General features: G+C 64.9%; 26 protein-coding genes. 16 read left to right on the top strand and 10 right to left on the bottom strand.

Going from position 1 to position 25,266, the window contains the following annotated elements; translation table 11 throughout:
* Positions 1 to 144, bottom strand: a 144-nt coding sequence (locus QUV35_RS18935) for an antitoxin Xre-like helix-turn-helix domain-containing protein (RefSeq protein ID WP_366945450.1), incomplete at its 3' end; no start/stop codon positions are given.
* A 591-nt stretch (positions 145 to 735) separates the two neighbouring features.
* Between QUV35_RS18935 and QUV35_RS18320 the strand changes: the two genes are divergently transcribed.
* The gene (locus QUV35_RS18320; RefSeq protein ID WP_300877289.1) at positions 736 to 1,758 is read left to right on the top strand and encodes a cyclase family protein; all 1,023 of its coding nucleotides are present in this window, start codon (positions 736 to 738) and stop codon (positions 1,756 to 1,758) included.
* Positions 1,755 to 2,768, top strand: a complete 1,014-nt coding sequence (locus tag QUV35_RS18315) for a tripartite tricarboxylate transporter substrate binding protein (protein WP_300877288.1) — start codon at positions 1,755 to 1,757, stop codon at positions 2,766 to 2,768. The genes QUV35_RS18320 and QUV35_RS18315 overlap by 4 nt, the downstream gene beginning before the upstream one ends.
* A 56-nt stretch (positions 2,769 to 2,824) precedes the next feature.
* On the opposite strand, the gene QUV35_RS18310 is transcribed toward QUV35_RS18315, so the two are convergent.
* Genes QUV35_RS18310 through QUV35_RS18275 form a run of 8 tightly spaced genes read right to left on the bottom strand, consistent with a single transcriptional unit; the run spans position 2,825 to position 10,088 of the window.
* Entirely contained in the window at positions 2,825 to 3,916 is a 1,092-nt protein-coding gene (locus QUV35_RS18310; protein WP_300877287.1) for an NAD(P)H-binding protein, read from the bottom strand.
* On the bottom strand, positions 3,913 to 4,899 hold the full coding sequence (locus QUV35_RS18305; RefSeq protein WP_300877286.1) for an NADPH:quinone oxidoreductase family protein: 987 nt from the start codon (positions 4,897 to 4,899) through the stop codon (positions 3,913 to 3,915). Before QUV35_RS18305 ends, QUV35_RS18310 begins: the two co-directional genes overlap by 4 nt.
* Positions 4,896 to 6,125, bottom strand: coding sequence for a CaiB/BaiF CoA-transferase family protein (locus tag QUV35_RS18300; RefSeq protein ID WP_300877285.1), 1,230 nt, complete (start codon positions 6,123 to 6,125; stop codon positions 4,896 to 4,898). Before QUV35_RS18300 ends, QUV35_RS18305 begins: the two co-directional genes overlap by 4 nt.
* Positions 6,122 to 6,979: a MaoC/PaaZ C-terminal domain-containing protein gene (locus QUV35_RS18295; protein WP_300877284.1), complete on the bottom strand. Its 858-nt coding sequence runs from the start codon at positions 6,977 to 6,979 to the stop codon at positions 6,122 to 6,124. Before QUV35_RS18295 ends, QUV35_RS18300 begins: the two co-directional genes overlap by 4 nt.
* A complete protein-coding gene (locus tag QUV35_RS18290; protein ID WP_300877283.1) occupies positions 6,979 to 8,130 on the bottom strand; it encodes a thiolase in 1,152 nt (383 codons plus the stop codon). The genes QUV35_RS18295 and QUV35_RS18290 overlap by 1 nt, the downstream gene beginning before the upstream one ends.
* Positions 8,127 to 8,528: an OB-fold domain-containing protein gene (locus QUV35_RS18285; RefSeq protein ID WP_300877282.1), complete on the bottom strand. Its 402-nt coding sequence runs from the start codon at positions 8,526 to 8,528 to the stop codon at positions 8,127 to 8,129. The genes QUV35_RS18290 and QUV35_RS18285 overlap by 4 nt, the downstream gene beginning before the upstream one ends.
* Before the next feature lie 4 nt (positions 8,529 to 8,532).
* A complete protein-coding gene (locus QUV35_RS18280; RefSeq protein WP_300877281.1) occupies positions 8,533 to 9,297 on the bottom strand; it encodes a crotonase/enoyl-CoA hydratase family protein in 765 nt (254 codons plus the stop codon).
* Positions 9,298 to 9,320: 23 nt separating this feature from the next.
* Positions 9,321 to 10,088: an SDR family NAD(P)-dependent oxidoreductase gene (locus QUV35_RS18275; protein WP_300877280.1), complete on the bottom strand. Its 768-nt coding sequence runs from the start codon at positions 10,086 to 10,088 to the stop codon at positions 9,321 to 9,323.
* 344 nt (positions 10,089 to 10,432) lie between these two features.
* On the opposite strand from QUV35_RS18275, the gene QUV35_RS18270 reads away from it, so the two are divergent.
* The 14 genes from QUV35_RS18270 to QUV35_RS18205 are packed head-to-tail and all read left to right on the top strand — an operon-like array spanning position 10,433 to position 24,076.
* Positions 10,433 to 11,566, top strand: a complete 1,134-nt coding sequence (locus tag QUV35_RS18270; RefSeq protein ID WP_300877279.1) for an ABC transporter substrate-binding protein — start codon at positions 10,433 to 10,435, stop codon at positions 11,564 to 11,566.
* A 16-nt stretch (positions 11,567 to 11,582) separates the two neighbouring features.
* Positions 11,583 to 12,359 carry an ATP-binding cassette domain-containing protein gene (locus QUV35_RS18265; RefSeq protein WP_300877278.1) on the top strand — a complete coding sequence of 259 codons (777 nt, stop codon included), beginning with the start codon at positions 11,583 to 11,585 and terminating at the stop codon, positions 12,357 to 12,359.
* Positions 12,356 to 13,108, top strand: a complete 753-nt coding sequence (locus QUV35_RS18260) for an ATP-binding cassette domain-containing protein (RefSeq protein ID WP_300877277.1) — start codon at positions 12,356 to 12,358, stop codon at positions 13,106 to 13,108. Before QUV35_RS18265 ends, QUV35_RS18260 begins: the two co-directional genes overlap by 4 nt.
* On the top strand, positions 13,105 to 13,974 hold the full coding sequence (locus QUV35_RS18255; RefSeq protein ID WP_300877276.1) for a branched-chain amino acid ABC transporter permease: 870 nt from the start codon (positions 13,105 to 13,107) through the stop codon (positions 13,972 to 13,974). Before QUV35_RS18260 ends, QUV35_RS18255 begins: the two co-directional genes overlap by 4 nt.
* A gap of 1 nt (position 13,975) precedes the next feature.
* Complete coding sequence (locus QUV35_RS18250) at positions 13,976 to 14,983, top strand: branched-chain amino acid ABC transporter permease (protein ID WP_300877275.1); 1,008 nt, start codon at positions 13,976 to 13,978, stop codon at positions 14,981 to 14,983.
* Complete coding sequence (locus tag QUV35_RS18245; RefSeq protein WP_300877274.1) at positions 14,980 to 16,140, top strand: acyl-CoA dehydrogenase family protein; 1,161 nt, start codon at positions 14,980 to 14,982, stop codon at positions 16,138 to 16,140. Before QUV35_RS18250 ends, QUV35_RS18245 begins: the two co-directional genes overlap by 4 nt.
* Before the next feature lie 29 nt (positions 16,141 to 16,169).
* Entirely contained in the window at positions 16,170 to 16,856 is a 687-nt protein-coding gene (locus QUV35_RS18240) for a TetR/AcrR family transcriptional regulator (protein ID WP_300877273.1), read from the top strand.
* Positions 16,810 to 18,144, top strand: coding sequence for an AMP-binding protein (locus tag QUV35_RS18235; RefSeq protein ID WP_300877272.1), 1,335 nt, complete (start codon positions 16,810 to 16,812; stop codon positions 18,142 to 18,144). The genes QUV35_RS18240 and QUV35_RS18235 overlap by 47 nt, the downstream gene beginning before the upstream one ends.
* Before the next feature lie 7 nt (positions 18,145 to 18,151).
* The gene (locus tag QUV35_RS18230; RefSeq protein ID WP_300877271.1) at positions 18,152 to 19,270 is read left to right on the top strand and encodes a CoA transferase; all 1,119 of its coding nucleotides are present in this window, start codon (positions 18,152 to 18,154) and stop codon (positions 19,268 to 19,270) included.
* A complete protein-coding gene (locus QUV35_RS18225) occupies positions 19,267 to 20,064 on the top strand; it encodes an SDR family oxidoreductase (protein ID WP_300877270.1) in 798 nt (265 codons plus the stop codon). The genes QUV35_RS18230 and QUV35_RS18225 overlap by 4 nt, the downstream gene beginning before the upstream one ends.
* Position 20,065: 1 nt before the next feature.
* On the top strand, positions 20,066 to 21,283 hold the full coding sequence (locus QUV35_RS18220) for a CaiB/BaiF CoA-transferase family protein (RefSeq protein ID WP_300877269.1): 1,218 nt from the start codon (positions 20,066 to 20,068) through the stop codon (positions 21,281 to 21,283).
* Complete coding sequence (locus QUV35_RS18215; RefSeq protein ID WP_300877268.1) at positions 21,284 to 22,438, top strand: acyl-CoA dehydrogenase family protein; 1,155 nt, start codon at positions 21,284 to 21,286, stop codon at positions 22,436 to 22,438.
* 13 nt (positions 22,439 to 22,451) lie between these two features.
* The gene (locus QUV35_RS18210; protein WP_300877267.1) at positions 22,452 to 23,279 is read left to right on the top strand and encodes an acyl-CoA dehydrogenase family protein; all 828 of its coding nucleotides are present in this window, start codon (positions 22,452 to 22,454) and stop codon (positions 23,277 to 23,279) included.
* Positions 23,276 to 24,076: a crotonase/enoyl-CoA hydratase family protein gene (locus QUV35_RS18205; RefSeq protein WP_300877266.1), complete on the top strand. Its 801-nt coding sequence runs from the start codon at positions 23,276 to 23,278 to the stop codon at positions 24,074 to 24,076. Before QUV35_RS18210 ends, QUV35_RS18205 begins: the two co-directional genes overlap by 4 nt.
* 182 nt (positions 24,077 to 24,258) lie before the next feature.
* Here QUV35_RS18205 and QUV35_RS18200 read toward each other — a convergent pair whose 3' ends face one another.
* Entirely contained in the window at positions 24,259 to 25,005 is a 747-nt protein-coding gene (locus tag QUV35_RS18200) for a GntR family transcriptional regulator (protein WP_300877265.1), read from the bottom strand.
* Positions 25,006 to 25,266: the final 261 nt, after the last annotated feature.

Here is a 25,266-nt window from a genome sequence, read left to right as displayed (position 1 = left end):
CGCCCGGTTGCTGCTAGCGATACCCAGTAAAGCTGCCTGGTCTTCGGTACTCAGCCTCCAGTGGTCGAACAACCCCATAACCATCTTGGCCAGGGCGCCACGGTCGTCTGCCGTGGTCACTTCACGCTCCGCAACTGCGCTCATGGTGGGCTCCTTGTGTTGGCTTGGTAACGGTCTTGAGTATCACACGCTGTTGTTATAAATACAAATATTGTTTGCTTTAGAACAAATTAGAGGCATGGGTTAGTCCACCCAATAGCGCTACTGAGACAGGGTAGCCAGCCTGCTCACAGCTGCGCTTGTAACCCTTGGCACCACACAAGACCAGCGTGAGTAGCTGACTCTATTGGTTCAGGAGCTGACGCACGTTTTCGGTTTCGCCACGGGTAGTCTTCGCTCGTTGCCTTTGTCGGCGCGTTCTTCGTCTATTTGACCCGCAGCTCAAGACTTGAGACCTTGCGGTTGGCATCGCAGCGTGCATTCCTCGACCGTTGTGGTGAATTCACCCGCTGACTCGCCTCCTTCCGGTGCACGTCGTTCGATGGCAGCGAACTGTTGTTCGAGGACATGCGGGTTCGGATAGTCTTTCGGATGAGTCGGATCCTGAACATACTCACCAGTACCTAACACTGGTCAGAACATAGCATAAACCCCAATAGGCTGAGCGTTATAAAGCAACATACCATGCAGTATGTTTTGTCGTGATATTTGTTTTTCGTCAGCAAAGGATTTGCCATGACCGCCCCCCGCTGGAAACACCGCCCTGAAGGTTCGAACTGGGGTGACTTCGGCGCCGATGACCAGATCGGCCGCATGAACCTGTTGACGCCCGAGCGGCGCCTTGCGGCCATTCGCACAGTCGAACACGGCCTGGCCTTCTGCCTGAGCCTGCCGCTGGACTATCCGGGCGGAAACACGCTGTTCCAGCACCGCAAGGCGCCCCAGTTTGTGCACGAGCGACGCGGAGAGGGCTTCAACTTCAACTTCAAGCTCAGCAGCGTGTGCAGCTGCTTCAGCGACGTGGTGTCCGACGACGCGGTCCTGATGTACACCCAGTACTCCACGCAATGGGACGGCCTGGGTCACGTCGGCCAGATGTTCGATGCCGACGGTGACGGTTTGCCGGAGAAGCGTTACTACAACGGCTTCCGTGGTGGTGTCGACGTGGTGGGCCCGGACGATGTCTCCAGCGGTTTTGGTGCGCACGCCATCGGCATCGAGCATCTAGCCACTGCTGGCGTACAAGGCCGCGGCGTGCTGGTGGATCTGGAGAAGATCCACGGGCGCCAACGCGCCCTGGTGGGTTACGACGGCCTGATGGCCGCACTGGACGCACAAGGCGCCACGGTGGAGATTGGCGACTTCCTGTGTCTGTACACAGGGTTTGCCGATCTCATCCTGGAGATGAACAAGCAGCCCGACGGTGAGGTTCTCAAGAACAGCTGCGCCGTGCTCGACGGCCGTGACGAGAGGCTCCTGCAGTGGATCACCGATTCCGGAATCGTCGCCATTTGCGCCGACAACTTTGCGGTCGAGGCCTACCCGGCACAGCCGGGCAAGGGCGATCAGTATCCCGGCCTGCCGCTGCACAACCACTGCCTTTTCAAGTTGGGTCTGAACCTGGGTGAGCTTTGGTACTTCGCCGAACTGGCGCAGTGGCTGCGGGCGCACCAGCGGTCCAGCTTCCTGCTCACAGCACCTCCGTTGCGCCTGCCTGGCGCAGTGGGATCGCCGGCCACTCCCGTGGCCACAGTTTGAAGATCGTCCATCCCAACACAGAGAAAGCTTTCATGCGCATTCGAATCAAGACCTTGGCCTTTGCAGCTCTCGCCACCCTGGGCGCACTCCCCACACTGACCTTTGCCCAGGACAGCTGGCCGAACAAACCCATTTCACTCGTTGTGCCCTATCCGCCTGGTGGGACCAGCGACATAGTAGGTCGTCAGATCGCGCAGCGGCTGCGCGAAGAACTGGGTCAACCCGTTATTGTCGAAAATCGGGCTGGCGCGGCAACCGCCATCGGCGCGGCTTACGTGGCACGCGCACCGAAAGACGGCTATACGCTCCTACTGAGTGCAGGGACCACCTTCACAGTCAATCCACACCTTAACGACAAGCTGCAGTACAAGCTCGAAGATTTCGCGCCTGTGTCCTTGGTCTGCACCGTGCCCTTTGCCTTCGTTGTCAAAAAAGACTTTCCAGCGAAGACGCTGAAGGAGTTCACCGCCTATGCAAAAGCCAACCCCAACAAAATTAACAATGCCACCAATGGTCAGGGAAGCATGGTTCACTTGTTGGGCGAGATGATCGCCACCGGTCTAGACGTGAAGATGGCACAAGTCCACTACAAGGGAGCGGCGCCCGCAATGGCTGACCTTATGGGCGGCATCGTCGACTCCAATGTCGAAGCACTGACCAACGCGGTGCCGAACGTCAATGCCGGGCAGTACCGCGCTCTTGCGGTGTTGAGTCTCGAGCGCCAGGCTCTACTGCCTGACGTACCCACCTTCCGGGAATTGGGCTATCCCGACATCGCAGGCGACACTTGGTATGGTGTGTTTGCTCCTGTGGGAACGCCCGAACCGGTAGTCACCAAGCTGAACGCTGCCTTACGCAAGATCACCAGCTCGCCCGAGTTTGTTGATGGCATGCGCAAGCTGGGAAATGAGGCCAAGTCAGGCTCGCCTGCAGACCTTCTGACAACTACTAAAGAGCAGAACAAGGTCTGGGGCGGTCTCATCAAGCGCCTGAACATCACCTTGCAGTGACGTCGCGGTGGAGGGCGGCACCGAAGTGCTTCCTTCCATCCAGGCGCTTTGGCCATTCAGCGCGGCAGGTATCGATGGGCCTGCATGATTTGCAGGTGCTCCACAATGCACTCTTCAGTATCGATGCATGCGTGGAATCCAGCTTGTCGCAGCTGCACTGTCGACACTATGGGCGGAACAGGCAGTGTCTTGCGCGAGGCAAAAGTTGCCTCCGCGTATTGCCACGACAGACCCATCAGGGTGTCGAGGTCATTGATCCGAAGCCCGTCCCGCTCCGCAAGGCGTTGCCACACGTCAGCCTGCGCCGGCATGAAGTCTCTGAGCCGCTCTTCGCTCGGCTCGCCCAATGCCATTCCGAACAGCTGCGCCATTCGCGGCCACAAGGTCGACCAGACAATGATGTCGCCGTTGGTGATGTTGAACGCGCGTCCGTGGGCATGCGGCTGGCCCCAGCTCCAGTCAATGGCCTGAGCGATCAGCCTCGCATCTGTGCACTCGGTGAGCAACTGCGGGTGACCCACTGGCTGCAGGGGCAGGCCACGCTCACGTTGAATGACCGCGTAAGCACCGAGCGCTGCCACCGGGTTCATTGCGCTTCCCAAGGCGACACCCAGCACAATCTGGGGTCGCCAAGCAGTCCAGGCGCAGCCACTGCGCTGCGCATGCTGCTCCACCAGGTCCTGCTGGTCGAAGTAGAAATTGGTGTGGTCGCGGAGCGCGTCCTGCTCACGAGCAGGCACTCGCATCGGTCGACCGGTGTGCACTCCATAGGCCTTGGTCCCCTGCAGCAGCGACACGTGCTGCAAGGGCGCGCCTTCCAACGCGGCAAGCGTGTGTTTCAGCATTTCCGTGTTCAGCGCCGCGTTTGCAGCATCTCGCCAGCCCTGCACCAGATTGGTCTGTTCGTTGAGAGCGGCATAGACCAGATGCGTGGCATCGCGATGCGGTGCCAGGGCGCGACGCGTGGCCTCGGGATCACGCAGGTCGGCCGATACCCAGGTGACCTGCGGCGCAAAGTCAGCAGAGCGCCGTGCCAGCCCCACCACCTCAAGGCCGGTGCGCTTCGCGAAATGTTCCACCACCGCGCGGCCGACGACACCGAGCGCGCCGGCCACCACGAGCTTTTTGGGGGTGCCGGATGTTGTCATGGCTGTCCCTCCGTGACCAGCACCGCCTTGCCCTGCACCCGCCGGTGCACCAGATCATTCAGTGCGTCCACCGCGCGCTCCAGCGGGTAAACCGCCGACACGTGAGGCTTCAACTTGCCTTCGCTCCACCACAGCAACAACTCTTGGAGATTGGCTGCGTTGCGTTCAGGTTCGTTTCTTGTGAAGGCTCCCCAGAAGACCCCGACGATGGCGCAGCCCTTGAGCAACGGCAGGTTCAACGGCAAGCTGGGAATCCGTCCAGCTGCAAATCCCACCACCAGGAAACGCCCGTTCCAGGCCATGCTGCGCAGCGCGGGCTCGCTGAGATCGCCGCCAACAGGGTCGTAGACCACGTCGATGCCGCGCCCATCGGTCAATGCCTTGATGCGCGCGCGCAGGTCCTGGGTGGCGTAGTTGATCGTGGCATCTGCGCCGTGCGCTGTGCACAGCGCCAGCTTCTCGTCGCTGGAAGCGGCGGCGATGACCCGGACGCCCATGGCCTTGCCCAGTTCCACGGCGGCCAGTCCCACCCCGCCAGCTGCGCCCAGCACCAGCAGGGTCTCGCCGGGTTGCAACCGGGCACGGTCTTTCAGTGCATGGTGTGAGGTGCCGTAGGTCAGCGTGAACGCGGCGGCGGTCCGGAAATCCATCGCGGCCGGCATGGGGATCAGACGCCCGGCCTCGGCCAGCACCTCTTCCGCATAGCCGCCCCAGGTCGTGGCGGCGATCACGCGGTCGCCGACGGCGTACCCGGTGACGCCCTCCCCCAGCGCCTGCACCACGCCGGCCACCTCGCCACCCGGCGAAAACGGCATCTCGGGCTTGAATTGGTAGTTGCCCTGAATGATCAGGGTGTCGGGGAAGTTCACGCCGCAGGCATGCACCCCAACCCGCACCTGGCCCGGGCCGGGTTGTGGCGAAGGCCGCTCTTCAACGACCAGGCTTTCCGGGGGCCCGTAGGCTTTGCACAACACGGCTTTCATGCGACCACTCCCTTTTCCTGCAATGCAGCAATCGCGTTGTCGTCCAGTTGAAGCAGCTCGCGCAGCACTTCCGCCGTGTGCTCACCCAGCAGCGGAGGGCCTCGGTGGTAGGTCACCGGTGTGGCCGAGAATTTCAACGGGTTTCCAATGATGGGCAGAGTGCCCGCCAAGGTGTGCGGCACCCTCTGCAGCAGCTCGCGGTGGCGGATCTGCGGGTCATTGAGGACCTGTTCGAAGTCGTTGACCGGGCCTGCAGGCACGTTGGCTGCCCGCAGTCTGGCCATCCAGTGGTCGACCGACTGGCGCCGCAGGATGTCGGCGATCACCGGTACCAGCTGTTCGCGATGCTCCACACGCAGTGGGGTCGTGGTGTAGCGAGGATCGGTGGCCAGTTCTGGGCGCTCCAGCACCTCGGTGCAAAGCTGCTGGTATTGCTTGTCGTTACCAACAGCGATCATCACCTGACCATCTGCGCAATCGAAGTCCTGGTAAGGGCAGGTCAGTTGCGAGCGTATGCCCACCCGTTGCGGCATCTCGCCTGCGACCACGTAGCTCATGGCCATCGACGACATCGCCGCCACCTGAGCGTCCAGCATGGCCAGATCGATGTACTGGCCAGTGCCGGATACCGTGTCGCGGTGGTGCAGCGCAGCCAGGATACCGATGCTGGCGTAGAAACCGGCCGTGGTGTCGCTGATGGGGTAGCCCGTGCGTTGCGGCCCTGCCCCGGGTTGCCCTTCGGGGACCCCGGTCAGGCTCATCAGGCCGCTCATGGCCTGGAACACGAGGTCGTAGCCTGGGAGGTGGCTGTACGGACCAGTCTGTCCAAAGCCACTGATCGAACAGTAAACGATGCGCGGGTTGATGGCTCGCAACGCCACATGGTCGAGGCCATAGCGCACCAAGTCTCCAGCCTTGAAGTTCTCCACCACCACGTCCGCCGTTGCAGCGAGCTGGCGGATCAGGTCCTGGCCCTCCACGCTGGCCATGTCGATGGCGATGGAGCGTTTGCCGCGGTTGAGCGCGAGGAACACTGTGCGCTCCGCGGTGGGCTGACCATCGCGGTCCTTCAGGCGCGCTCCCTGGTGGCGCACGTCGTCGCCGCCGCCGGGACGCTCGACCTTGATAACGTCTGCGCCAAAGTCAGCGAGCATCTGCGTCGCCCATGGGCCTGAGAGGACGCGGCTCAAGTCGAGCACGCGGATGTTGGAAAGCAAACTTTTCATGCCTGAAACTCCACAAAGCCGTTGTTCATGACCACCGCGCCGCGTGTGGGCACACGCGCGCGAAAAGAAGCGCGACCTGGGCCTTCGCGCCAAAGATCGAGCTGGAGCGACTCGCCCGGAAACACGGGCGCAGAAAAGCGCCCGCCCATGGCCTGGAGCATCTCCGGAACGCCACCACACAAGTGCTTGACCAGGCCGTGCCCGACGACGCCGAATGTCGCCAGTCCGTGCAGGATGGGCCGCTCGAACCCGGCCGCTCGAGCGGTGGCAGGATCGCTGTGCAGCGGGTTGAAATCGCCGGAAAGGCGGTAGATCAGCGCTGCCTGCGGTGACGTGGGCAGCGTGATCGTGGCATCGGGATCACGCTCGGGCACGGCGTGGGCTGGCGTGGCCTTCGCGTTGCCTCCAAAGCCACCGTCGGCACGGCAGAACACCGTCTGCTTCACCGTGGCCAGCAGTTCATTGCTGGCTGTGTCAACGATGTCGCGCTCCACATACACCAGCGCACCTTTGCCGGCGCCCTTGTCCACCAGGGCAGTGATGCGACTGGTGCCACGTACCGTGCCACTGGAGGGCAAGGGCCTATGCAGGCGCAAGGCGTGTTCCCCATGTACCGTCTTCGTGGCGTCGATGCCGTAGCGGGGGTCACGCATCCAGAAGCCCGGGTAGCCCATCACGTTGGCCATGGTGGGCTGCACCCGCAGGCGGGTTTCATCGAGGTAGCGCAGGTCACCGTCGTCCAGAGGGTCGAGGCCGACACCCAGGCCCAGCGCATACAGCGCACAGTCGCGCCAGTGCAGCGTCTGCTCGACCACGGGCAGTGCTTCGGCAAGGAGTTTTTCGGGATGGATCATCAGAGTGTGTCTTCCGAACCCAGGATGGCCGTGGCCTGGCTGGACAGCACACCGCCGTTGGCATGGGCCAGCGCCAGCTGGACACCCGGCACTTGCCGAACGCCGCAGTTTCCACGCAGTTGCTCCACCGCTTCCATCACGGTGAACAAGCCGTACATGCCCGGGTGGTTGCACGACAAGCCTCCACCGTTGGTGTTCACCGGCAGACGCCCACCCGGCGAGATGGCGCCGCTGGACACCAGGGGTCCGGCTTCTCCCTTGTTGCAAAAGCCCAGGTCTTCCAGGAACAGCAGTGTGTTGATCGTGAAGGCGTCATACAACATCAGGTGCTGAATGTCCTGCGGCCCCACACCCGCCATGGCGTAGGCACGGCGGCCCGATTCCACCGCGGCGGTGGTGGTCAGATCGGGCATGGCGGAAATCTGCCGATGGCTCACGCCGATGCCTGTGCCAAGCAGGTACGCCGGCTTGCGGGGCAGGTCGCGCGCGCGGTCGGCGCGTGTCAGCACGAGTGCCGCGCCACCATCCGTGACCAGGCAGCAGTCGGCCTTGCTCAGCGGGTCGCTGACCATGCGTGATGCGAGCACCTGTTCGCGGGTGAGTGGTTCGCGCATGAAGGCGTCGGGATTGAGTTGTGCCCAGGCGCGCGCTGCCACCGCCACGTCGGCAAGGTGTTCGCGTGTGGTGCCGTGCTCGTGCATGTGGCGCGCCGCGGCCAGCGCGTAGCTGCTGATGGGGTAGCGCGGCTTGTACGGGTTTTCATACGGCTGCGGGTCGGGCATTGAGGCCAGCTTGCCACCGGCGGTGAGCTGGTTGCTGCCGTAGCAGATCAGCGCCACGTCGCACAGCCCGTTGACCAGTGCGGACATGGCCGACTGCAGGTGGAAAATGAAGGAGGCGCCACCGACCATGGTGCCGTCGGCATGGCGCGGGCGGATGCCCAGGCGCTCGGCCACGTTGAGCACTGGCAGCCCCGAGGTGGACAGCGAGCAGAACAGGCCGTCCACGTCCTTCAGCCGCAGGCCCGCGTCTTCCATCGCCAGCACACTGGCCTCCTGCAACTGGTCGAAGGGGCTGCGGTCGGGCGCGTTCCAGCGCCGCGTGTTGCCGATGCCGACGATGGCCGTTCGGCCGCGCAAGGGGTGGCTCATGCGGTGCCTTCTGCGATGGGCGTGAAAACCACGAAGGGTTCATCACCGGGCACGATGTGCGCCTGCACCTGCAGGCCCATGCGTACCGCGTCGGCCGCGATGCCGTCAATGCGGCTCATCATGCGTGCGCCTTGTTCAAGTTCGACGATGGCGACGTTGTAGTCGCCCGCGCGGTCGCGCACCGTGGTGGTGGCATAGACCTCGCCGGCGCCCGGCGACGCCCGCCAGGCCAGGCGGGCGCTGCCGCAGTTGCGACACACCAGCGCAGGTGGAAAGCGGGCGGCGCTGCAGTCTTCGCAGTGCTGCAGCACGAAGCGGCCTTCCAGCAAGGCCTGGCGGTACTGGGCATCCGGGCCGGGGCCGTCGAACCGGGGGTCGGTGGGGGCGGTGGATTCCATGCGCTCACTTCCCCTGCCATTGGGGTTTGCGCTTTTCGGCGAACGCGGCCGAACCCTCGCGTGCATCGGCCGAAACGAAGATGTGCTCGGTCAATGCCGTCTGGCGATCCCACAGCTCGTCGGCTGGCCAGTCCTGCGACTCGACCACCACGCGCTTGCTGGCAGCCACCGACAGCGGGCCGTTGGCCGCGATGCTTTGTGCCAGCTTCTTGGCCTCGGTCAGAGCTCCCCCGGGCGGTGTCAGGCGGTTGACCAGTCCACAGGCATGTGCGCGCGTTGCCGGGAACATGTCGCCCGTGAGGATCAGCTCCATCGCCACGCGGTACGGCAGCTGGCGCGGCAGGCGCACCAGACCCCCGGCGGTCGCAGCCAGGCCACGCTTGACCTCGGGCACCCCGAACTGTGCGTTGTCGGCCGCCACCACCAGATCGCAGGCCAGCACCAGCTCGAAGCCGCCCGCCAGCGCATAGCCTTCGACCGCCGCGATCAGCGGTTTCTTCGGTGGCCGCTTGGTCAGGCCGCCAAAGCCGCGATCGGGCAGGCTGGGGCGTTCACCGCGGAGAAAGCCTTTGAGGTCCATCCCGGCGCAGAAGCTGTTGCCCGCGCCGGTGAGGATGCCGGTGCGCAGATCGTCGCGGGCATCGAGTTCGTCCAGCGCGGCGGCAATCAGGTGGGCAGCGGCCAGCGTCATCGCGTTGCGCGCCTCCGGCCGGTTGATGGTGATGATCTGGACGCCGTCTTCAACGGTGACAAGCACTTCTTCGGTCATGGTGGGTTCCTTGTGGGGTGGTTTCAGCGTGGCGCCATGCGCAGCGCACCGTCGAGGCGGATGGTTTCGCCGTTCAACATCGGGTTGCTGACGATGTGCATCGCCAGTTGCGCAAACTCGTCGGGCGTGCCCAGCCGGGCCGGGTGCGGCACCGAGGCGCTGAGCGTTTTGCGGGCTTCGGCGGACACCCGAGCCAGCATGGGGGTGTCGAAGATGCCGGGGGCGATGGTGCAGACGCGGATGCCCTTGCTGGCCAGATCGCGCGCCGCGACGATGGTCATACCCACGACGCCGGCCTTCGACGACGCGTAACCGATCTGTCCGATCTGCCCTTCGTACGCCGCCACCGACGCCGTCAACACGCAGACCCCGCGTTCGCCCTCATCGGTGACTTCGTTGCGAACCATGCGCGAGGCCGCCATGCGCAGTGAGTTGAAGGTGCCGATGAGGTTGATGCGCACGATGTCGATGTAGGTCTCCAGAGATCCCGGGTTGCCCTCCTTGTCGAGCAACCTCACCGGGCCGCCGCGGCCGGCGCAATGCACCAGAACGCGAAAGTTGCCCAGTGATGAAGCCAGGTCGCAGGCCGCGGCCATGTCGCTTTCACTGGTGACGTCGGCTGCCGCGAAGTGAACCATCGGCCCCAGTTCGCGCGCCAGCTCGGCGCCGGGAGAAGCAGGCAGATCGGCGATGACCACGCGGGCGCCGCCCGCCAACAGCCGCATGACCGAGGCCAGGCCCAGCCCGGATGCGCCGCCTGTGACGAGGGCCGTGATGTCTTGTGTCTTCATGTGCAAATGCTCCAGGAACAGAAAAAAGTGGATAAGCGATGCTACGTACTGTTCGGTATGTTTGCAACATTCTAGAACCAGGACAGAGTGATGTGCCCCCCGTTTTCCATGGGTATTCCCTAGGCATCATCCATCTGATTCCCGGTTGACGAGATGACATACCTGTTGGTATGCTTTGCCACTGCTCATGGACAAACCGCTCTGCATGGAATGCGCTGCCGAGGGTCGGATGCGGTCAAGCAGGCACGCCTTCAAGGTGCAAGACGGCCGCGTCGTCGAGCAGAAGTGCCCCACCCGGGGGCAGCCCTGGGCCAGTGGCCCGCAACAACGAGATGGAGACACACATGAAGCTGATCCGCACCCTTTTCGCCGCCGCAACGCTGGCCTTGGCCGGTAGTGCAGTTGCCCAAAACACCGTCAAGGTGGGCACGATCTTCCCGCTGTCAGGTGGCGCTGGACCACAAGGTCAGCACGTCACGCAGGCCATCACTGCGATGGCTGCAGTCATCAACGAAAGTGGTGGCGTGCTGGGCCGCAAGATCGAAATCGTTTCGCGAGACGACGAGTCCACACCGGCGGTGGGTGTGTCGCGTGCCACTGAACTGGCCAGCGCAGGCGTGGCCGTGGTCATCGAGGGTTGGAACAGTCCTGTGACACTGGCAATGCAGCCCGTGCTGGCGCGTGCAGGCGTGCTGGACATCACCGCCATCAGCAAGGCCGACCCGATTCTCTCGGGTGAGGGAAACCCATTTGCGATCCGACTCAACAGTTCGAACTCGCAGGACGGCGCTGTCATCGCCAACTACATTGCCAACGTTGCCAAAGCCAAACGCGTGGCCTTCCTCACTCAGAACGACGCCTATGGCAACGGCGCGCAGGCTTCCATCGAGGCCGAGCTGAAGAAGATGGGGTACGCCTATGAAAAGGTGGCGGAAGAGAAATTCCCCTTCACACAGGCGGATTTCCGTGTGGCGATCACCAACGTTCGCGCGGCCAATCCGGAGGTCACCGTGGCGATCAACGCCAACGAGGGTCTGGGCATGCCAGCGACCATCCGGCAGGCGCGCCAGAGCCGACTGCCGGGCCAGTTGGTCGCCGCCGTGGGCACCGTGGCCCCAAGCGTCATTTCCGTGGCTGGCGATGCAGCCAACGGACTGGTCGGCGCGGACATCTACTTCCCCGATGTTGAGCCCTTTGCGTCCAGCGCGGCGAACCAGAAGTTCATTGCCAAAACGCAGGAGATGTTCAAGTACACGCCCGACAAGTTCATGGCCCTGGGTGCCACGTCGCTGCAGGTCTGGGCCATGGCGGCCAACGAGCTGAAGACGCTGGACCGCGAGGCCATTGCCAAGCGCATCCGCGGCGGCAGCTTCAAGAACACCATCATGGGCGACGTCACCTTCGAGCCCAACGGCCAGCTCGGCAGCAAGCACTACCTGTTCACCGTGCAGGGCGGCAAGATCGCCGTGCAGAAGTAAGGCTGGGGCGAGGACCATGAACACCACCGGCAGCCCCGCGCTGCGTGTCGACGGTCTGGGCGTGCGTTATGGAGCCCTGGTGGCACTGGACGGCGTGAGCTGGGACGTGCACCCGGGCGAGCTGCTGGGCATCATCGGCCCCAACGGCGCAGGCAAGAGCAGCTGCTACGACGCCGTGACCGCGCTGGTGCAGCGCAGCGGGCGCGTGATGCTGGCCGACCGTGACGTGACCCAGGTGCCACCCCATGGCCTGGCCGCGCTGGGCGTGAAGCGGGCGTTCCAGCAGAACGCCTTCTTCGATGACCTCAGCGTGCTCGACAACCTGGTGGCGGTGCTCGGCAAGCGCGCTCACCCAGGGCTGCTCGGCAGTGTTTTCAACCCCGCCGGCGCTGCGCGCCGGCGGGCCAATGCCAGCGCCTATGCCGCGGAGCAGCTGCTGCGTTTTGGTGTTTCATCGGATTACCACGGCATGAGCCCGAAGGAAATCCCCTACGGCGTGCAGCGCATGTTGTCCATCGCGCTGGCCTATGGCGGCGGCGCCACCGTGCTGCTGCTGGACGAACCCGCCGCCGGGTTGGGTGGCGAGGACATGGCGGGCCTGGTGCAGCTGCTGGGTGAACTGAAAAAGGAAGGCGTGGCGCTGGTCGTCATCGAACACCACATGGAACTGATCATGGCCGTGGCCGACCGCATCTGTGTGCTGGACCTGGGTCGTCAACTGGCCTACGGCACGCCGGCGCAGGTGCGGGCCGACCCGCGGGTGCTGGAAGCCTATCTGGGGAAAGCAGCATGAGCGCGCAGGTGGAAGCCATGGCGGGACCGGTGTTGCAGGTGCAAGGCCTGCAGGTGGCGTATGCGGGCAACCGCGCGCTCGACCTGAAGGCGCTGCAGGTGGGGCGGGGTGAAGTGGTGGGCGTGGTCGGTGCCAATGGTGCCGGCAAATCCACGCTGGTGAACGCCTTGGCTGGCTGGTCCCGGGGTGATCCCCGCGTGAGCGGCGAGGTGACGCTGGACGGCACCCGCATCGACAGCTGGGTACCGCACGAGCGCATCCGTGCCGGTCTGGCGCTGGTGCCCGAAGGCCGGCTGGTGTTCGGCCGCATGTCGGTGGAAGAGAACCTGTCGACCGCTTTTGTGCCGCCCGCCGGGCCTGGCCGGCGCATCTACAGCCGCGAAGAGATCTACGACCTGTTCCCGCGTCTGAAGGAACGCCGCCAGCACCTGGGCTCACAGCTCTCGGGTGGCGAACGGCAGATGCTGGGCATCGGTCGCGCCTTGATGATGGGCCCGCAGCTGCTGCTGCTGGACGAACCCTCGATCGGTCTGGCGCCGATGCTGGTGGCGCAGGTGCTCGGCACCATGCGAACGCTGGCGGGCCAGGGACTGTCGATCCTGCTCGTGGAGCAGAACGTGCGCGCGGCCATTGAAGTGGTGGACCGGCTGGTGCTGCTCGAACGTGGCCGCGTCGTGCTGGAGGGACCGGCGGCGCAGATGGGAAACGATCCGCGCATTGCGCAGGCTTACCTCGGAGCGCATGCATGAACCTGACACAACAAATCATCAACGGACTGGTGCTGGGCCACGCCTACGCGCTGGTCGCCATCGGCTGGACCTTGCTGCTGGGCGTGGCCCGACTCGTCAACTTCGGCCATGGCCAGATGTACATGGTGGGTGCGTTTGTCACCTGGTGGGCCGTGGCCAAGGCCGGTGTGCCGTATGCGCTGGCTGTGCCCATTGCCATGGGCGTGGGCGCGGTCTTCGGTCTGATCATGCAGCGCGTGATGCTCAAGGCCACCTTCGAACAGAACCTGGTATCCATCATGATCATGACGCTGGGCTTTGGATACGTGATGCACGGTGCCGCCGCGCTGGTCTTTGGTTCCACGGGGCAGATCCTGGAGACCAGCCTGTCGCTGTACGAAGTCAACATGGGCGATCTCTGGTTCACCGGGCAGGACGCGGCCATCGTGATTGCGGCCATCGCGCTTTTTGTTGCGCTGAAATGGGTGCTGGACGGCACGCGCATCGGGCGTCTCGTGCGCATGGTGGCGGAAGACCCCAAGCTGGCGCAGCTCGCCGGCGTCAACGTGCGCCGCGTCTACTACGGTGTGTTTGCCTTTGAAGGTGCTGCCGTGGCCTTTGCCGCCGGCATGGTGGCGCCGCGCACGCCCATCCTTACCTCCATGGGTTTCGAGGAAGTGATCATGACCTTCGTCGTGGTCGTGTTCGGCGGCATCGGCAGTGTCAAGGGCAGCTACTTCGCGGGTGTCGCGCTGGGGCTGTTCACCGCGCTCTTCGGGGCCCTGGTGTCACCGGCATACACCACGGCGGCGGCTTTCCTGGTGCTGATCGCGCTGCTCGTGCTGCGTCCCGGTGGCCTGACTTCCGGCGCTGCAGGAGCCCACTGACATGACCCACACCCAGCTTCGAAACATCCTGCTGCCCCTCGTGGGCGTGGGGGTCCTGGCCGCACCGTCCCTGCTGGGCGGTGCCGGCTCCGTGTACAGCGCCGCCGTGTTGATTGCGATCTTCGCTGTCATGGCGTACGGCCTGGACGTCATCGTCTCCGACCTGGGCGAGGTCAGCCTGGCGCACACGGTGTTCTTTGCCGCGGGCTGCTACACCACCGCGATGCTGTCCACCCGCGCCGGATTCGACGGCTGGGGCACGCTCGCCGGTACCATCGTGGTGGCCCTGGGCCTGGCGCTGCTGATCGGCCTGGTGACGCTGCGGCTGCGCGAATTCGTGTTCTCCCTCGTCACCTACGCCGTGGGTGTGGTGGCGGTGAGCCTGGCGCAGAACTGGCAGTTCCTGGGGGGCTCCGATGGCCTGCGTGGCATCCCTCCGCTGGACCTGTCGTTCGCCGGTTTCACGCTCACCGCCAGCAACGACCAGGAGCTGTGGCCTTACGCCTTTGCGCTGCTGGCGATCACGGTCTACCTGATCGACCGCTTCCGCCACTCCCACCTGGGGGCGGCCGCGATCATGACGCACCTGAACCCGCGCCTGGCCACCATGGGCGGCACCGACCCGGCCCGCGTGCGCCTGCAGGTCTTCCTGTTTTCCGCCCCCATCAGCGCCGCTGCCGGCTGGCTCTATGCCTACCAGAGGGCCTATGTGAGTGCCGACGTGCTGGAAAACTACTTCCTGATCCTGATGCTCACGGCCGTGGTGTTGATGGGTCGCCGGCAGCTGCTGGGGCCATTGGCAGCCGTGGCACTGATCCTCATTCAGGAGAAGTTCTTTTCGCTTGGCGGCTATGTCGACAAGATCATTCTCGGTAGTGTGCTCGTTCTCGTCCTAGGCTTCTTCCCCCAGGGGTTGATGGGGCTGGCCAAGCCTCTGTCGAGCCTGTTCCGAGGCTATCGTCGCCCCGCTACCCAACCTTCCACCTCATCCATTGGAGACATCAAGTGACCGTCATCTGGCAACCCACCCTTCCCGCCGATGCCCAGCGCTGGCAGCAACTCGCCGACGATCTGGGCAGCAGCCACTGCGCACCCTTGGCTGCCGAACTCGACCGCGACCAACGCTACCCCTGGGAGACCATCGCCAAGCTGGTCGAGCACAAGTTCACCGGCCTGTTTCTGCCTCAGCAGTGGGGCGGAGAAGGCGCGAGTTTGACTGCCACTGTGGCAGCTGTGGAGACGCTGGGTTCGCATTGCTCCTCCACCGCCGCCATCATGTGCGCCTACCAGCTGGGCGCCTTCCCCTTGCTGCTGGCCGGCACCGACGAACAGAAGGACTTTTACCTGCGCGAGATGGCGCAGGGCCGCGCCACCAGTTTCGCCTTGAGCGAGCGCATCGCCGGTTCGGACGCAGCCGCCATTGAAGCCACGGCGGTGCGCGAAGGCGACGGCTGGCGTCTGAAGGGCGAGAAGTACTGGATCGGCAACGGCGGCGCCTCGCGTTACTACGTCGCGTTCGCCAAGACCGATCCCGCCGCCGGTGGCCGCGGCATCACGGCCTTCATGGTCGACAAGGAACAGCCCGGCGTGGTGATCGACGAACTCAACGACAAGATGGGCATTCGCGGCACGCAGACCTCGAACCTGAAGCTGGATGTTGCGGTGCCCGACAGCGCCCGCGTCGGCGACCTCAACCGCGCGCTGCGCCTGGCGCTGCAGACGCTGAACGTGGGCCGCATCATGGTCTCGGCGCAGTGCCTGGGCCTGGCGCTGGCCTGCTACCGCGAAGCCTCGCTGCGCGCGGTTCAACGCAAGACCTTCGGCGCGCCCATCATCGACAACCAGGGCATCGGCTTCATGCTGGCCGACATGGCCACCGAGATCTCGGCCGCCCGCATGATGCTGTACCAGGCGGCCGCCGCCTACGACCGTGGCGAGGATGTGTCCAACCTCGGCGCCATGGCAAAACTGTTCACTTCGGAGGTCTCGCACCGCGCGGCCGACAATGCGGTGCAGATCTGGGGTGGACTGGGCTATTGCAAGCCCACAGTGGCCGAACGGCTCTACCGCGATCAGCGCATTCTCGAAATTTACGAAGGTGCCTCCGAAATCCAGCGGCTCGTGCTTGCGCGCGCCATTCGAAAGGAGGCTGAACAACGGGTCTGAAGACCCACCAGCACAAGGCAGGAAGAACCATGGCCGCACCGGCGACAAGCAACAAACCCGCCAGCAATGCATCGCGCGACGAGATCCTGCGAGCCGCAGCCGAGCACTTCATGGAGTACGGCTATGCGGCCACGTCGATCGACGCGGTGGCTGAAAAACTGGGCGCCACCAAGGGTCGCATCTACCACCACTACGCCAGCAAGGCCGACCTGTTCTTCGACGTGCAGGTGGCCGCGATGACGCGGCTGACCGAAGCGATCGAGCCCATTGCACGCGGCCCCGGTAGCGCCATTGCCAAGCTCTCGGCCATGGCCTTGTTGCACACGCAGATCATCCTGACCGACCTGCCGATGCAGAAGGTGGCCGTGCAAGGTCTGGAGCGGCACCTGCTGGGCGCCTCGGCCTCGTCGGCGACGAAGCGGCTGCGCTCGGTGGTGAAGATGCGCGACGACTACGAGTCGATGTTCGCCGAGGTCATCGACGAGGGCATGCGCGAAGGCGTGTTCATCGAACTGCCGGCCAAGCTGGCCACCAAACCCTTCTTCGGCGCGCTGAATTGGGCCACTGTCTGGTTCAGCCAGCGGCGGCTGCAAAGCGCCGAAGCCATCGACGAAATTGCCCATGCCCTTGCAGCCTTTGCGCTGCGAGGCCTTCTGAAAGTTTCCCTCCATGACGCAGCAGCCCAAAGCCCCATACTCCGAGACGATCTGGGATGAAGCCGAAACCTGGTCGCGCGACCGCATCGAGAGCTTCCAGCTCGATGCACTGCGCCGCCAGCTCGCCCGGGTGCAACAGACCAGCGTTCATTACCGCAAGGTCTTTGCCGAAGCCGGCTTCGAGCCCGGTGACCTGAAAAGCCTGGTCGACCTGCGCCGCCTGCCTTTCACACGCAAGTCCGACTACGTGGCCGGCCTGGAAGCCGCGCCGCCATTCGGCAGCCTGGCGGCTGTGGCACCGGGCGAAGCGGTTCGGGTGCACTTCAGCTCGGGCACCACGGCGCGACCTGCGCCGGTGCTGTGGACCCAGGTCGACATCGAACGCTGGGCCGATCTCTACGCCCGTTACCTGTACGCGCAGGGCCTGCGCCGCGGTGACGTCTTCCAGTGCATGTTCAATTACGCGTGGTTCGTCGGTGGCCTGGGTGCCACGCTGGCGGCCCAGCACCTCGGTGCCCTGGTAATTCCGGCATCCTCCGGCGACACCGAACGCCAGATCGAAACCATCTTCCAGTACGGCAGCCAGTGCGTCATCGGCACCCCTTCATTCATGGCCCACATGGCCGAAGCCGCAGAGAAGATGGGCCGCGACCTCACCACCTCCCGCGTGAAGATGGTGTGCGTGGGCGGCGAGCCTGGCGCCAGCATCCCCGGCACGCGCGAGAAGCTCGAACGCGCCTGGGGCGCCAAGATGTTCGACTGTTATGGCGCGCTGGAGTGCCAGCCCATTGGTTGGGACACAGCCCTTCAGCTCGGCCCCACGCTGGCCGAGGACTTCATCTACGTCGAAGTGCTGCACCCCGACACCCACGAGCCCGTGGCCGATGGTGAGCGCGGTGTTCTGGTGCTCACGCACCTGGACAAACAAGCCTGCCCGCTCGTGCGCTGGTGGACCGGCGACATGGTGGTGCGCGACAGCAGCGTCGCCCCCGACGGACGCACCCATGCACGCTTGAAGGGTGGCGTGCTGGGCCGCGCGGACGACATGCTGATCATCCGCGGCGTCAACCTCTTCCCCACTGCGGTGGAGGACATCGTGCGCGCCTTCCCGGGCCTGAGCAACGAGTACGTGCTGGTCATCGACGGCAGCGTGAAGGACCCCAAGACGGGCTTCCTGACCGGTGTGAAGCTGCGCGTGGAGCCAGATGCGCAGGCCGCACCCGACGTGGGCGAACGGCTGTCGCAGCGACTGCGGGAGAAGCTGCAGGTGCGTTTTCACGTCGAAGTGGTGCCGCCCGGCACTTTGCCACGCACGGTACACAAGGCCAAACGCGTGATCCACGAGTGATCGCAGCGTGACAACCAGCGAGTCCTCCGCGACCCCCCAGCCGCTGCGCGGCAAGCAGGTGGTCGATCTGTCCCAGTTCATCGCGGGCCCCACGGCGGCGATGACACTGGCCGACTTCGGCGCCACTGTGATGAAGATCGAGTCGCCGGCCGGCGATGGCTCGCGCACCTTGCCAGGCACGCGCTTTGGCAGTGTCTATGCCCGCAGCTTCAATGCCGGCAAGGCCAGCCGCGTGCTGGACCTGCACGACAGCACCGACCGCGCGGCGCTGGACACCCTGCTGGCCGAGGCCGATGCCTTCGTGTGCAACCTCGCGCCACCCTCGCTGGTGGGGCTGGGGCTGGACGGCGCGAGCCTGCGCAAGCAGTTCCCGCACCTCGTCATCACGCTGGTCTCGGGCTATGGTCAGCAAGACAACCGGCCCTGCATGGACACCGTGGCGCAATGCGAGTCGGGTTTCGCCCTGCTCAACGGCGCCGAAGACGGCACGCCGCGCTTGTCCACAGGCTGGCCGGTGGACATGTTCACCGGCCTCTATGCCGGGATGTCGTGCGCGATGGCGCTGCTGGACCCGCAGCGCCAAGGCTGCCTGATAGACCTGTCGATGATGGAGGTCTCGGCCGCCATGTTGCTGGGCCCGGCGATGTTGACCCTGGCCGAAGGCGACGCGCTGTCGCCCCCGGCCGGCAACCGCGACCGCGCGTCGGCACCGTCCAGCATCTACCGCTGCGCCGACGGCCACGTCTACATCCTGGGTGGGCTGGACGCATACTGGCGCCGCCTGCATCCCCTGGTTGGCGGGCCTGATGCGCCGATTGCCGAGCGCATTGCCCGAGCCGCCGAGTTCGACGCGCGCGTCGAAGCCTGGACCTTGGCGCAGCGGCGCGACGACGTGCTGGCCCACATGCAGGCGTTGCAAGTCCCGGCCGGCGCCGTGCGCGCACCGGAAGAAGCGCTGCCGATGATCCGCGCGCTGCGCCCGGGTGCGGTGTCGGTCGCCCTGCCGTCGGGCGAACACGTGCCCGCTTTTCCTGCTCTCTTCGACGGTGCGCGCCCCCCGCGCAGCGCCACACCCCACATCGGCGGCTCCCGCAGACCCGTGCCAACCCCATTGGACACTCCATGAATCCACTTGACACCCAGGTGCTGCGCCCCGGGCTGCACAGCGGCCGTTCGGCCTTTGTTTCCGGTGCCGGCTCAGGCATCGGGCGCGCCATTTCCTTGCGCCTGGTGGCGCTGGGCATGGACGTGTTCGGCACCGGCCGCCGCGCCGAAGCGCTGGCTGAAACCGCCGAACTCGCCCAGGGCCTGCCGGGCAGTTTCCGCTTCGAACCCTGCAACGTGCGCGAGACGGAGGCCATCGAAGACCTGGTGAATCGGGTGGGTGAAGCGCATGGCATCGACCTGCTGGTGAACAACGCCGGCGGCCAGTTTTTCGCCCCAGCCACCGGCATCAGCCGCAAGGGCTGGGACGCGGTGATCGACGTCAACCTCAGCGCCATCTTCGTCGTCACGAAGGCGGCCTACCCTTACCTGAAGACACGACAGGGCACCGTGGTCAACATCTCGCTGTCGGGTGTGGACCGTGGCTCGATGGGCATTGCGCATTCCATCGCCGCGCGCGCCGGCGTGCTGGGACTCATGCGCACGCTGGCGCTGGAATGGGCGCCGGACAACATCGCCCTCAACTGCATCGGCCCCGGCGCGGTGTTCACCGAAGGCCTGGCCGGCGAAGCCGCGCAGGCCATGCTGGACCGCCTCGTGAGGGCCACGCCCATGGGCCGGGCCACCCGCGTGGAAGAGGTGGCCGAGCTGGTGGCTTTTCTGGCCAGCCCGGCGGGTCACCTGATGACGGGGCAGCTGATCCAGCTCGACGGTGCTGCCCACCTGGGCAGCGGCCTGCATATGCTGGAGGCCTGACATGGGTGCACTCTCCCACCTGAAGATCCTGGACCTCTCGCGGGTGCTAGCCGGCCCGTGGGCGGCCCAGTTGCTGGCCGATCTCGGCGCCGAGGTCATCAAGGTCGAGCGCCCGGAGGTCGGCGACGACACGCGCACCTGGGGGCCTCCCTTCCTGCACGACCGCGATGGCGAGCCTACGCGCGATGCGGCGTACTTCCTCTGCACCAACCGCAACAAGCGCTCGGTGACGATCGACATCACCACCGAAGAAGGCCAGGCGCTGGTGCGCGACCTCGCCGGCCAAGCCGACGTACTGATCGAAAACTACAAGCTCGGCGGCCTGGCCCAGTACGGCCTTGACCACGCCTCGCTGCACGCGCTGTACCCGCGTCTGGTGTATTGCTCCATCACCGGCTTCGGCCACACCGGCCCCTACGCGCCGCGCGCGGGCTACGACTTCCTGGTGCAGGGCATGGGCGGGCTCATGAGCGTGACCGGTCGCGCCGATGGTGAAGAAGGCGCCGGACCCTTGAAAGTGGGTGTGGCCGTCACCGACATCCTGACCGGCCTCTACGCGGCCAACGCCATCCAGGCCGCGCTCGCGCACCGCGACCGCACTGGCGAGGGCCAGCACATCGACCTGGCGCTGCTGGACGTGGCCGTGGCCTGCATGGCCAACCAGGCGATGAACCAGCTCTACGGCGCAACACCGAAGCGTCTGGGCAACGGCCACCCGAACGTGGTGCCGTACCAAGACTTCCCCACCGCCGACGGCGACGTGATCATTGCCGTGGGCAACGACGGCCAGTTCGCTCGCCTGTGCGGGGTGCTCGGCCACCCCGAGTGGGCCGGTGACGCACGCTTCTCGACCAACAAGTCGCGCCAGGCGAACCGGGTTGAGCTGGTCCGTTTGCTGCGCACCGAAACGCTGCAACGAAGCACCGCCGACTGGGTCTCGGCCATGGAGGCTGCCGATGTGCCGTGCGGCCCGATCAACACGCTGGCCCAGGTGTTCGAGGATCCGCAGGTGCAGGCCCGTGGCATGCGCGTGCAGGTGGAACATGCCAGCGCCGGCTCGATCCCGCTGGTGGCCAACCCGATCAAGTTTTCCGCCACACCCGTGGACTACCGCCACGCCCCGCCCACGCTGGGCCAGGACACCGACGCCGTGCTGCGCGACACGCTGGGGCTGGACGCCGCCCGCATCGCCGCACTGCGCGCCAACAAGGTCATCTGAATGCTCTTCGACAACCTCACCCTCACCACCCTCCCGCCCGAAGACGAGGCCCTGCGCGCGCCCGTGCGCGCTTTCCTGGCAGAACACATGGCCGGTGTGCCGCCCGATCGGCGTGCGCGCTCCTGGAGCGGTTTTGACGCCGACTTCAGCCGCGCGCTGGGCGCGCAGGGCTGGATCGGCCTGACACTGCCCCAGTCCCATGGCGGCGCCGGTCGCAGCCTGCTGGCGCGTTTCGTGTTGGTCGAGGAACTGCTGCGCGCCGGTGCGCCTGTGGCCGCGCATTGGTTCGCCGACCGGCAGAGCGCACCACATATCCTGAAGTTCGGCACTGCTGCGCAGGCCGATTTCTACCTGCCGCGTATTTGCCGGGGCGAGGCATTTTTCTGTATCGGCATGAGCGAGCCTGGCTCCGGCTCGGACTTGGCCAGTGTTCGCACCCGCGCCACAAAAACCGGTAACGGCTGGCGCTTGGATGGGCAAAAAATCTGGTCCACCAATGCACACCACTCACACTACATGATCGCGCTGGTGCGCACTTCAGGCGACGCGGATAGCCGCCACAAGGGTTTGTCGCAAGTCATCGTGGACCTTTCACTCCCGGGCGTGACCATTCGCCCCATCGCCGACCTCACCGGAGATGCCCACTTTTGCGAGGTTTTTTTTGACGGCGTGGAGCTGGCTGAGGATGCGTTGATCGGCAATGAAGGCGACGGCTGGCTGCAGGTGACGTCGGAACTGGCTGTCGAACGCGCAGGGCCTGAGCGCATCTACTCCAGCGTCGTGCTGCTCGATGCCTGGTTGCAGCACCTGCGAGCTCAGGACCGTCCGTCTACCTCGTCGTTGGCGCTGGCTGGTCGGCTGCTGGCAACCACCACGGTATTGCGCGGACTGTCGATTTCTGTCAACGGCCTGCTCGCCCAGGGCCAGAGCCCGGTCGTGGAAGCCGCGTTGGTGAAAGACCTGGGCACAACGCTGGAGCAGTTCGTGCCCCAGGCGATAGCCGACGCACTCGGCGAAGACCCCGACGCACCACTGTCCGACGACCTGCTGCGCACCTTGACTTACGTGGCGCAGATCTCTCCCACCTACTCGCTTCGCGGCGGCACCCGCGAAGTGCTGCGCGGCATGATCGCCCGCGGCCTGGGTCTGCGTTGAAAGGCCAATGAACATGAACAACGAACTCGACGCCGCTTTTTCCGATCTGCTGGCCGCACGCTGCGCACCCGACGTGGTGCGCCTCATCGACAGTGGAAACAGCGCCAGCGCCAACACTCTGTGGCAGGACCTGGAGGGCAGCGGATTCCTGGACGCGCTGGTGCCCGAGGACCAGGGCGGCGCCGGCCTCGCGCTGCGCGACGTGCTGGGCCTGGTGCAGGCCTGCGGCCAGCATGCGCTGCCACTGCCCTTTGCCGAGACGATGGCCGCGCGCGCTATCTGCGCGCTGGCCGGCCAGGCATTGCCGATCGGCCCGGTGAACTTGGCTGCCGTGGCTCAATGGTTGCCGGCCGACACGCTGCGGACCTTGCAGGCGACGCTGAACGCTGGCCTGATCGCCGGGGCAGGCACGCGCGTGCTGCAACTCTCGCTGGACCACGCCCAACAGCGGGTGCAATTCGGCAAACCCATCGGCAGCTTCCAGGCCGTGCAGCACCAACTGGCGGTGATGGCCGAACAGGCCAGCAGCGCACGCATGGCGGCGCAGTTGGCGTTCTCGTCCAGCACCCACCTGCCGCAGCCCTTGCTGGCTGCGATGGCCATGACGGTGGCGGGCGAGGCCGCGACCACGCTGGTCGCCGGCAGCCATGCCGTGCACGGCGCCATCGGCATCACCGCCGAGTACGAGCTCCAGCTCTACACCCGCAGGCTGCTGGCCTGGCGCACCGCCGCCGGATCGCCAGCCTACTGGTCGCAGCAGGTGGCCGCGCACTGGCTCCACGGCGGTGGCTGCGACACCGTTGACTTTGCCATCCACGCTTTTGAACAGGCCGCCACATGACCGACTTCCTGCAGATCCAACAAGACGGCGGCGTGCTCACCGTCACGATGAACCAGCCAGCCACGCGCAATGCGCTCACCGGCAACAGCGCGGTGGCTGAATTCGTCGCACTGGCCGAGCGGGTGGCGCGAGACGCTTCGGTTCGCGCCGTGGTGCTCACAGGCGCCGGCCCCGTGTTTTCCTCGGGTGGCAATGTCAAGGACATGCAGCGCTTCTTTGACGATGCACTCACGCCCGCGATGATCCGCGACGAGTACCGCCACGGCATCCAGCGCCTGACCAGGGCGATCTACAACCTGGAGGTGCCCGCGATTGCTGCCGTCAACGGCGCGGCCATTGGAGCCGGTTGCGACCTGACCTGCATGTGCGACATCCGCATCGCGTCGGAAACGGCCACGTTTGCCGAGAGCTTCATCAAGGTCGGCATCGTCCCGGGCGACGGCGGCGCCTGGCTTCTGCCGCGCGTGGTCGGTCTTTCGAAGGCGCTGGAAATGAGCTTCACCGGCGACGCACTCACGGCCGCCGAGGCGTTGCAATGCGGGCTGGTCTCGAAGGTGGTGCCGGCCGATGCGCTGCTGGCCACCGCGCAGCAACTGGCCACCCGCATCGCCGCCAACCCGGGCCCGACGCTGCGCCTGACCAAGCGGCTGTTGCGCGAGGGTCAGCAGAACAATCTGGACAACGTGCTCGAACTGTCGGCCAGCGCTCAGGCGCTGGCGCACAAAACCGCAGAACATCGCGAAGCGGTCACGGCGTTCATCGAGAAACGCGCGCCCGACTTTCACCGGGGGCGCTGAACCGCCGCGAGGCACCAGAGTATTTGCTCTGGCGCATCCGAGAAATCAAGTCAGGACCGACAGCCTCGTTCCTCACCCGAAAGTGGACGGCATACGCTCGTCTACCGCTTTGCCTCCGGGACTCGAAACTCATCGAGCTGTGCTGGCTTGAGTTTCACCTCGGGCCCGACGCAGAGCGTGCACTAATTCTTGCTCGCCGAGTGCATGGACTGTATGTACGCGGTTCCAGTTTTAAGGACGTGGCGAAACAGGATCTCGCCTGCGAATCGCGCGTCGCGCATCTCCATCGCAGACATCACCAGTTCGTGCTCTTTCACAGATTCGTCCCAACGACCATCGGTGGTGATGGCGACGAAGCGTGGACGCCTTGCCCGTGTCATGAGATCGCCATGCGTTCGCGTGAGCTGAGGGTTGTTTGCCATCTCAATGATGGTTTCGTGGATGCGGTGATTGAGTTCGAAGTACCGGTCTCGATCGTGCTCAGCGTGCCGACGCAGCATCTCGTCGTGCAGTTGGCGAAGCTGGGCAAGTTCAGGTACCGAGGCCTGCAATGTCACCGTCTCCACTGCAAGACGCTCCAACGCCGCGATCACTGCAAACAGATTGACGATCTCTTCTGTCGAAGGCGTCGTCACACGCGACCCTCGGTTGGGCAACAACTCGACCAAGCCTTCAGCCGCCAACACCTTCAAGGCCTCTCGAATGGGCGTGCGCGAGACTCCCAACACCTCGCACAACTCAAGCTCGTTGATGCGCTCTCCCGAGTCAAGTTCGCCCCGCACGATCATGTCCCGGATCCGTCCGCAAGTATCTGCATGGACACCGTGCCGACGCCGTCTGTCCTCGGTGTTCACATCAGTCGCCGACGCATCCATCTTGTTCGCCACCAACGTGGGGAGGCTTGATGAATCCACTATCGAGTTGTCCATTGGGAGCTCCATTTGCATGCACTTTCAGTGAATGCTTAACTTTTTGCATTATATAGGTGCACGAATGCCTAAAATATAAGCACTTTGCGCCCTGTTATGGTGCTTAAATTGATTCTTGACACCATGCAAGATCCAAAGATAATTAACTTTGCGCTGACTTGACTCAGAGCCTGCGCCGACATCCGCAAATTCCACCTCACTCACATCCTAGGGAAGGTCTGCACAACCTCCCCGTTGGCACGGGACATGCGACATTGACGC

The sequence above is a fragment of the Hydrogenophaga sp. genome, from assembly GCF_030373225.1.
In the GTDB taxonomy this organism is placed as follows: Bacteria; Pseudomonadota; Gammaproteobacteria; order Burkholderiales; family Burkholderiaceae_C; genus Hydrogenophaga.
The sequence above is the reverse complement of the archived record's forward strand: the minus strand, read 5'-3'. Positions and strand labels throughout refer to the sequence as shown.

Coding starts and splice junctions, on each gene's coding strand:
- QUV35_RS18305 (WP_300877286.1), bottom strand. CDS start 4,899: ATGAAAGCCGTGTTGTGCAAAGCCTACGGGCCCCCGGAAAGCCTGGTC.
- QUV35_RS18225 (WP_300877270.1), top strand. CDS start 19,267: ATGAATCCACTTGACACCCAGGTGCTGCGCCCCGGGCTGCACAGCGGC.
- QUV35_RS18240 (WP_300877273.1), top strand. CDS start 16,170: ATGGCCGCACCGGCGACAAGCAACAAACCCGCCAGCAATGCATCGCGC.
- QUV35_RS18270 (WP_300877279.1), top strand. CDS start 10,433: ATGAAGCTGATCCGCACCCTTTTCGCCGCCGCAACGCTGGCCTTGGCC.
- QUV35_RS18220 (WP_300877269.1), top strand. CDS start 20,066: ATGGGTGCACTCTCCCACCTGAAGATCCTGGACCTCTCGCGGGTGCTA.
- QUV35_RS18310 (WP_300877287.1), bottom strand. CDS start 3,916: ATGACAACATCCGGCACCCCCAAAAAGCTCGTGGTGGCCGGCGCGCTC.
- QUV35_RS18290 (WP_300877283.1), bottom strand. CDS start 8,130: ATGAGCCACCCCTTGCGCGGCCGAACGGCCATCGTCGGCATCGGCAAC.
- QUV35_RS18205 (WP_300877266.1), top strand. CDS start 23,276: ATGACCGACTTCCTGCAGATCCAACAAGACGGCGGCGTGCTCACCGTC.
- QUV35_RS18280 (WP_300877281.1), bottom strand. CDS start 9,297: ATGACCGAAGAAGTGCTTGTCACCGTTGAAGACGGCGTCCAGATCATC.
- QUV35_RS18295 (WP_300877284.1), bottom strand. CDS start 6,979: ATGATCCATCCCGAAAAACTCCTTGCCGAAGCACTGCCCGTGGTCGAG.
- QUV35_RS18235 (WP_300877272.1), top strand. CDS start 16,810: ATGACGCAGCAGCCCAAAGCCCCATACTCCGAGACGATCTGGGATGAA.
- QUV35_RS18275 (WP_300877280.1), bottom strand. CDS start 10,088: ATGAAGACACAAGACATCACGGCCCTCGTCACAGGCGGCGCATCCGGG.
- QUV35_RS18210 (WP_300877267.1), top strand. CDS start 22,452: ATGAACAACGAACTCGACGCCGCTTTTTCCGATCTGCTGGCCGCACGC.
- QUV35_RS18285 (WP_300877282.1), bottom strand. CDS start 8,528: ATGGAATCCACCGCCCCCACCGACCCCCGGTTCGACGGCCCCGGCCCG.
- QUV35_RS18200 (WP_300877265.1), bottom strand. CDS start 25,005: ATGGACAACTCGATAGTGGATTCATCAAGCCTCCCCACGTTGGTGGCG.
- QUV35_RS18300 (WP_300877285.1), bottom strand. CDS start 6,125: ATGAAAAGTTTGCTTTCCAACATCCGCGTGCTCGACTTGAGCCGCGTC.
- QUV35_RS18320 (WP_300877289.1), top strand. CDS start 736: ATGACCGCCCCCCGCTGGAAACACCGCCCTGAAGGTTCGAACTGGGGT.
- QUV35_RS18260 (WP_300877277.1), top strand. CDS start 12,356: ATGAGCGCGCAGGTGGAAGCCATGGCGGGACCGGTGTTGCAGGTGCAA.
- QUV35_RS18215 (WP_300877268.1), top strand. CDS start 21,284: ATGCTCTTCGACAACCTCACCCTCACCACCCTCCCGCCCGAAGACGAG.
- QUV35_RS18250 (WP_300877275.1), top strand. CDS start 13,976: ATGACCCACACCCAGCTTCGAAACATCCTGCTGCCCCTCGTGGGCGTG.
- QUV35_RS18255 (WP_300877276.1), top strand. CDS start 13,105: ATGAACCTGACACAACAAATCATCAACGGACTGGTGCTGGGCCACGCC.
- QUV35_RS18265 (WP_300877278.1), top strand. CDS start 11,583: ATGAACACCACCGGCAGCCCCGCGCTGCGTGTCGACGGTCTGGGCGTG.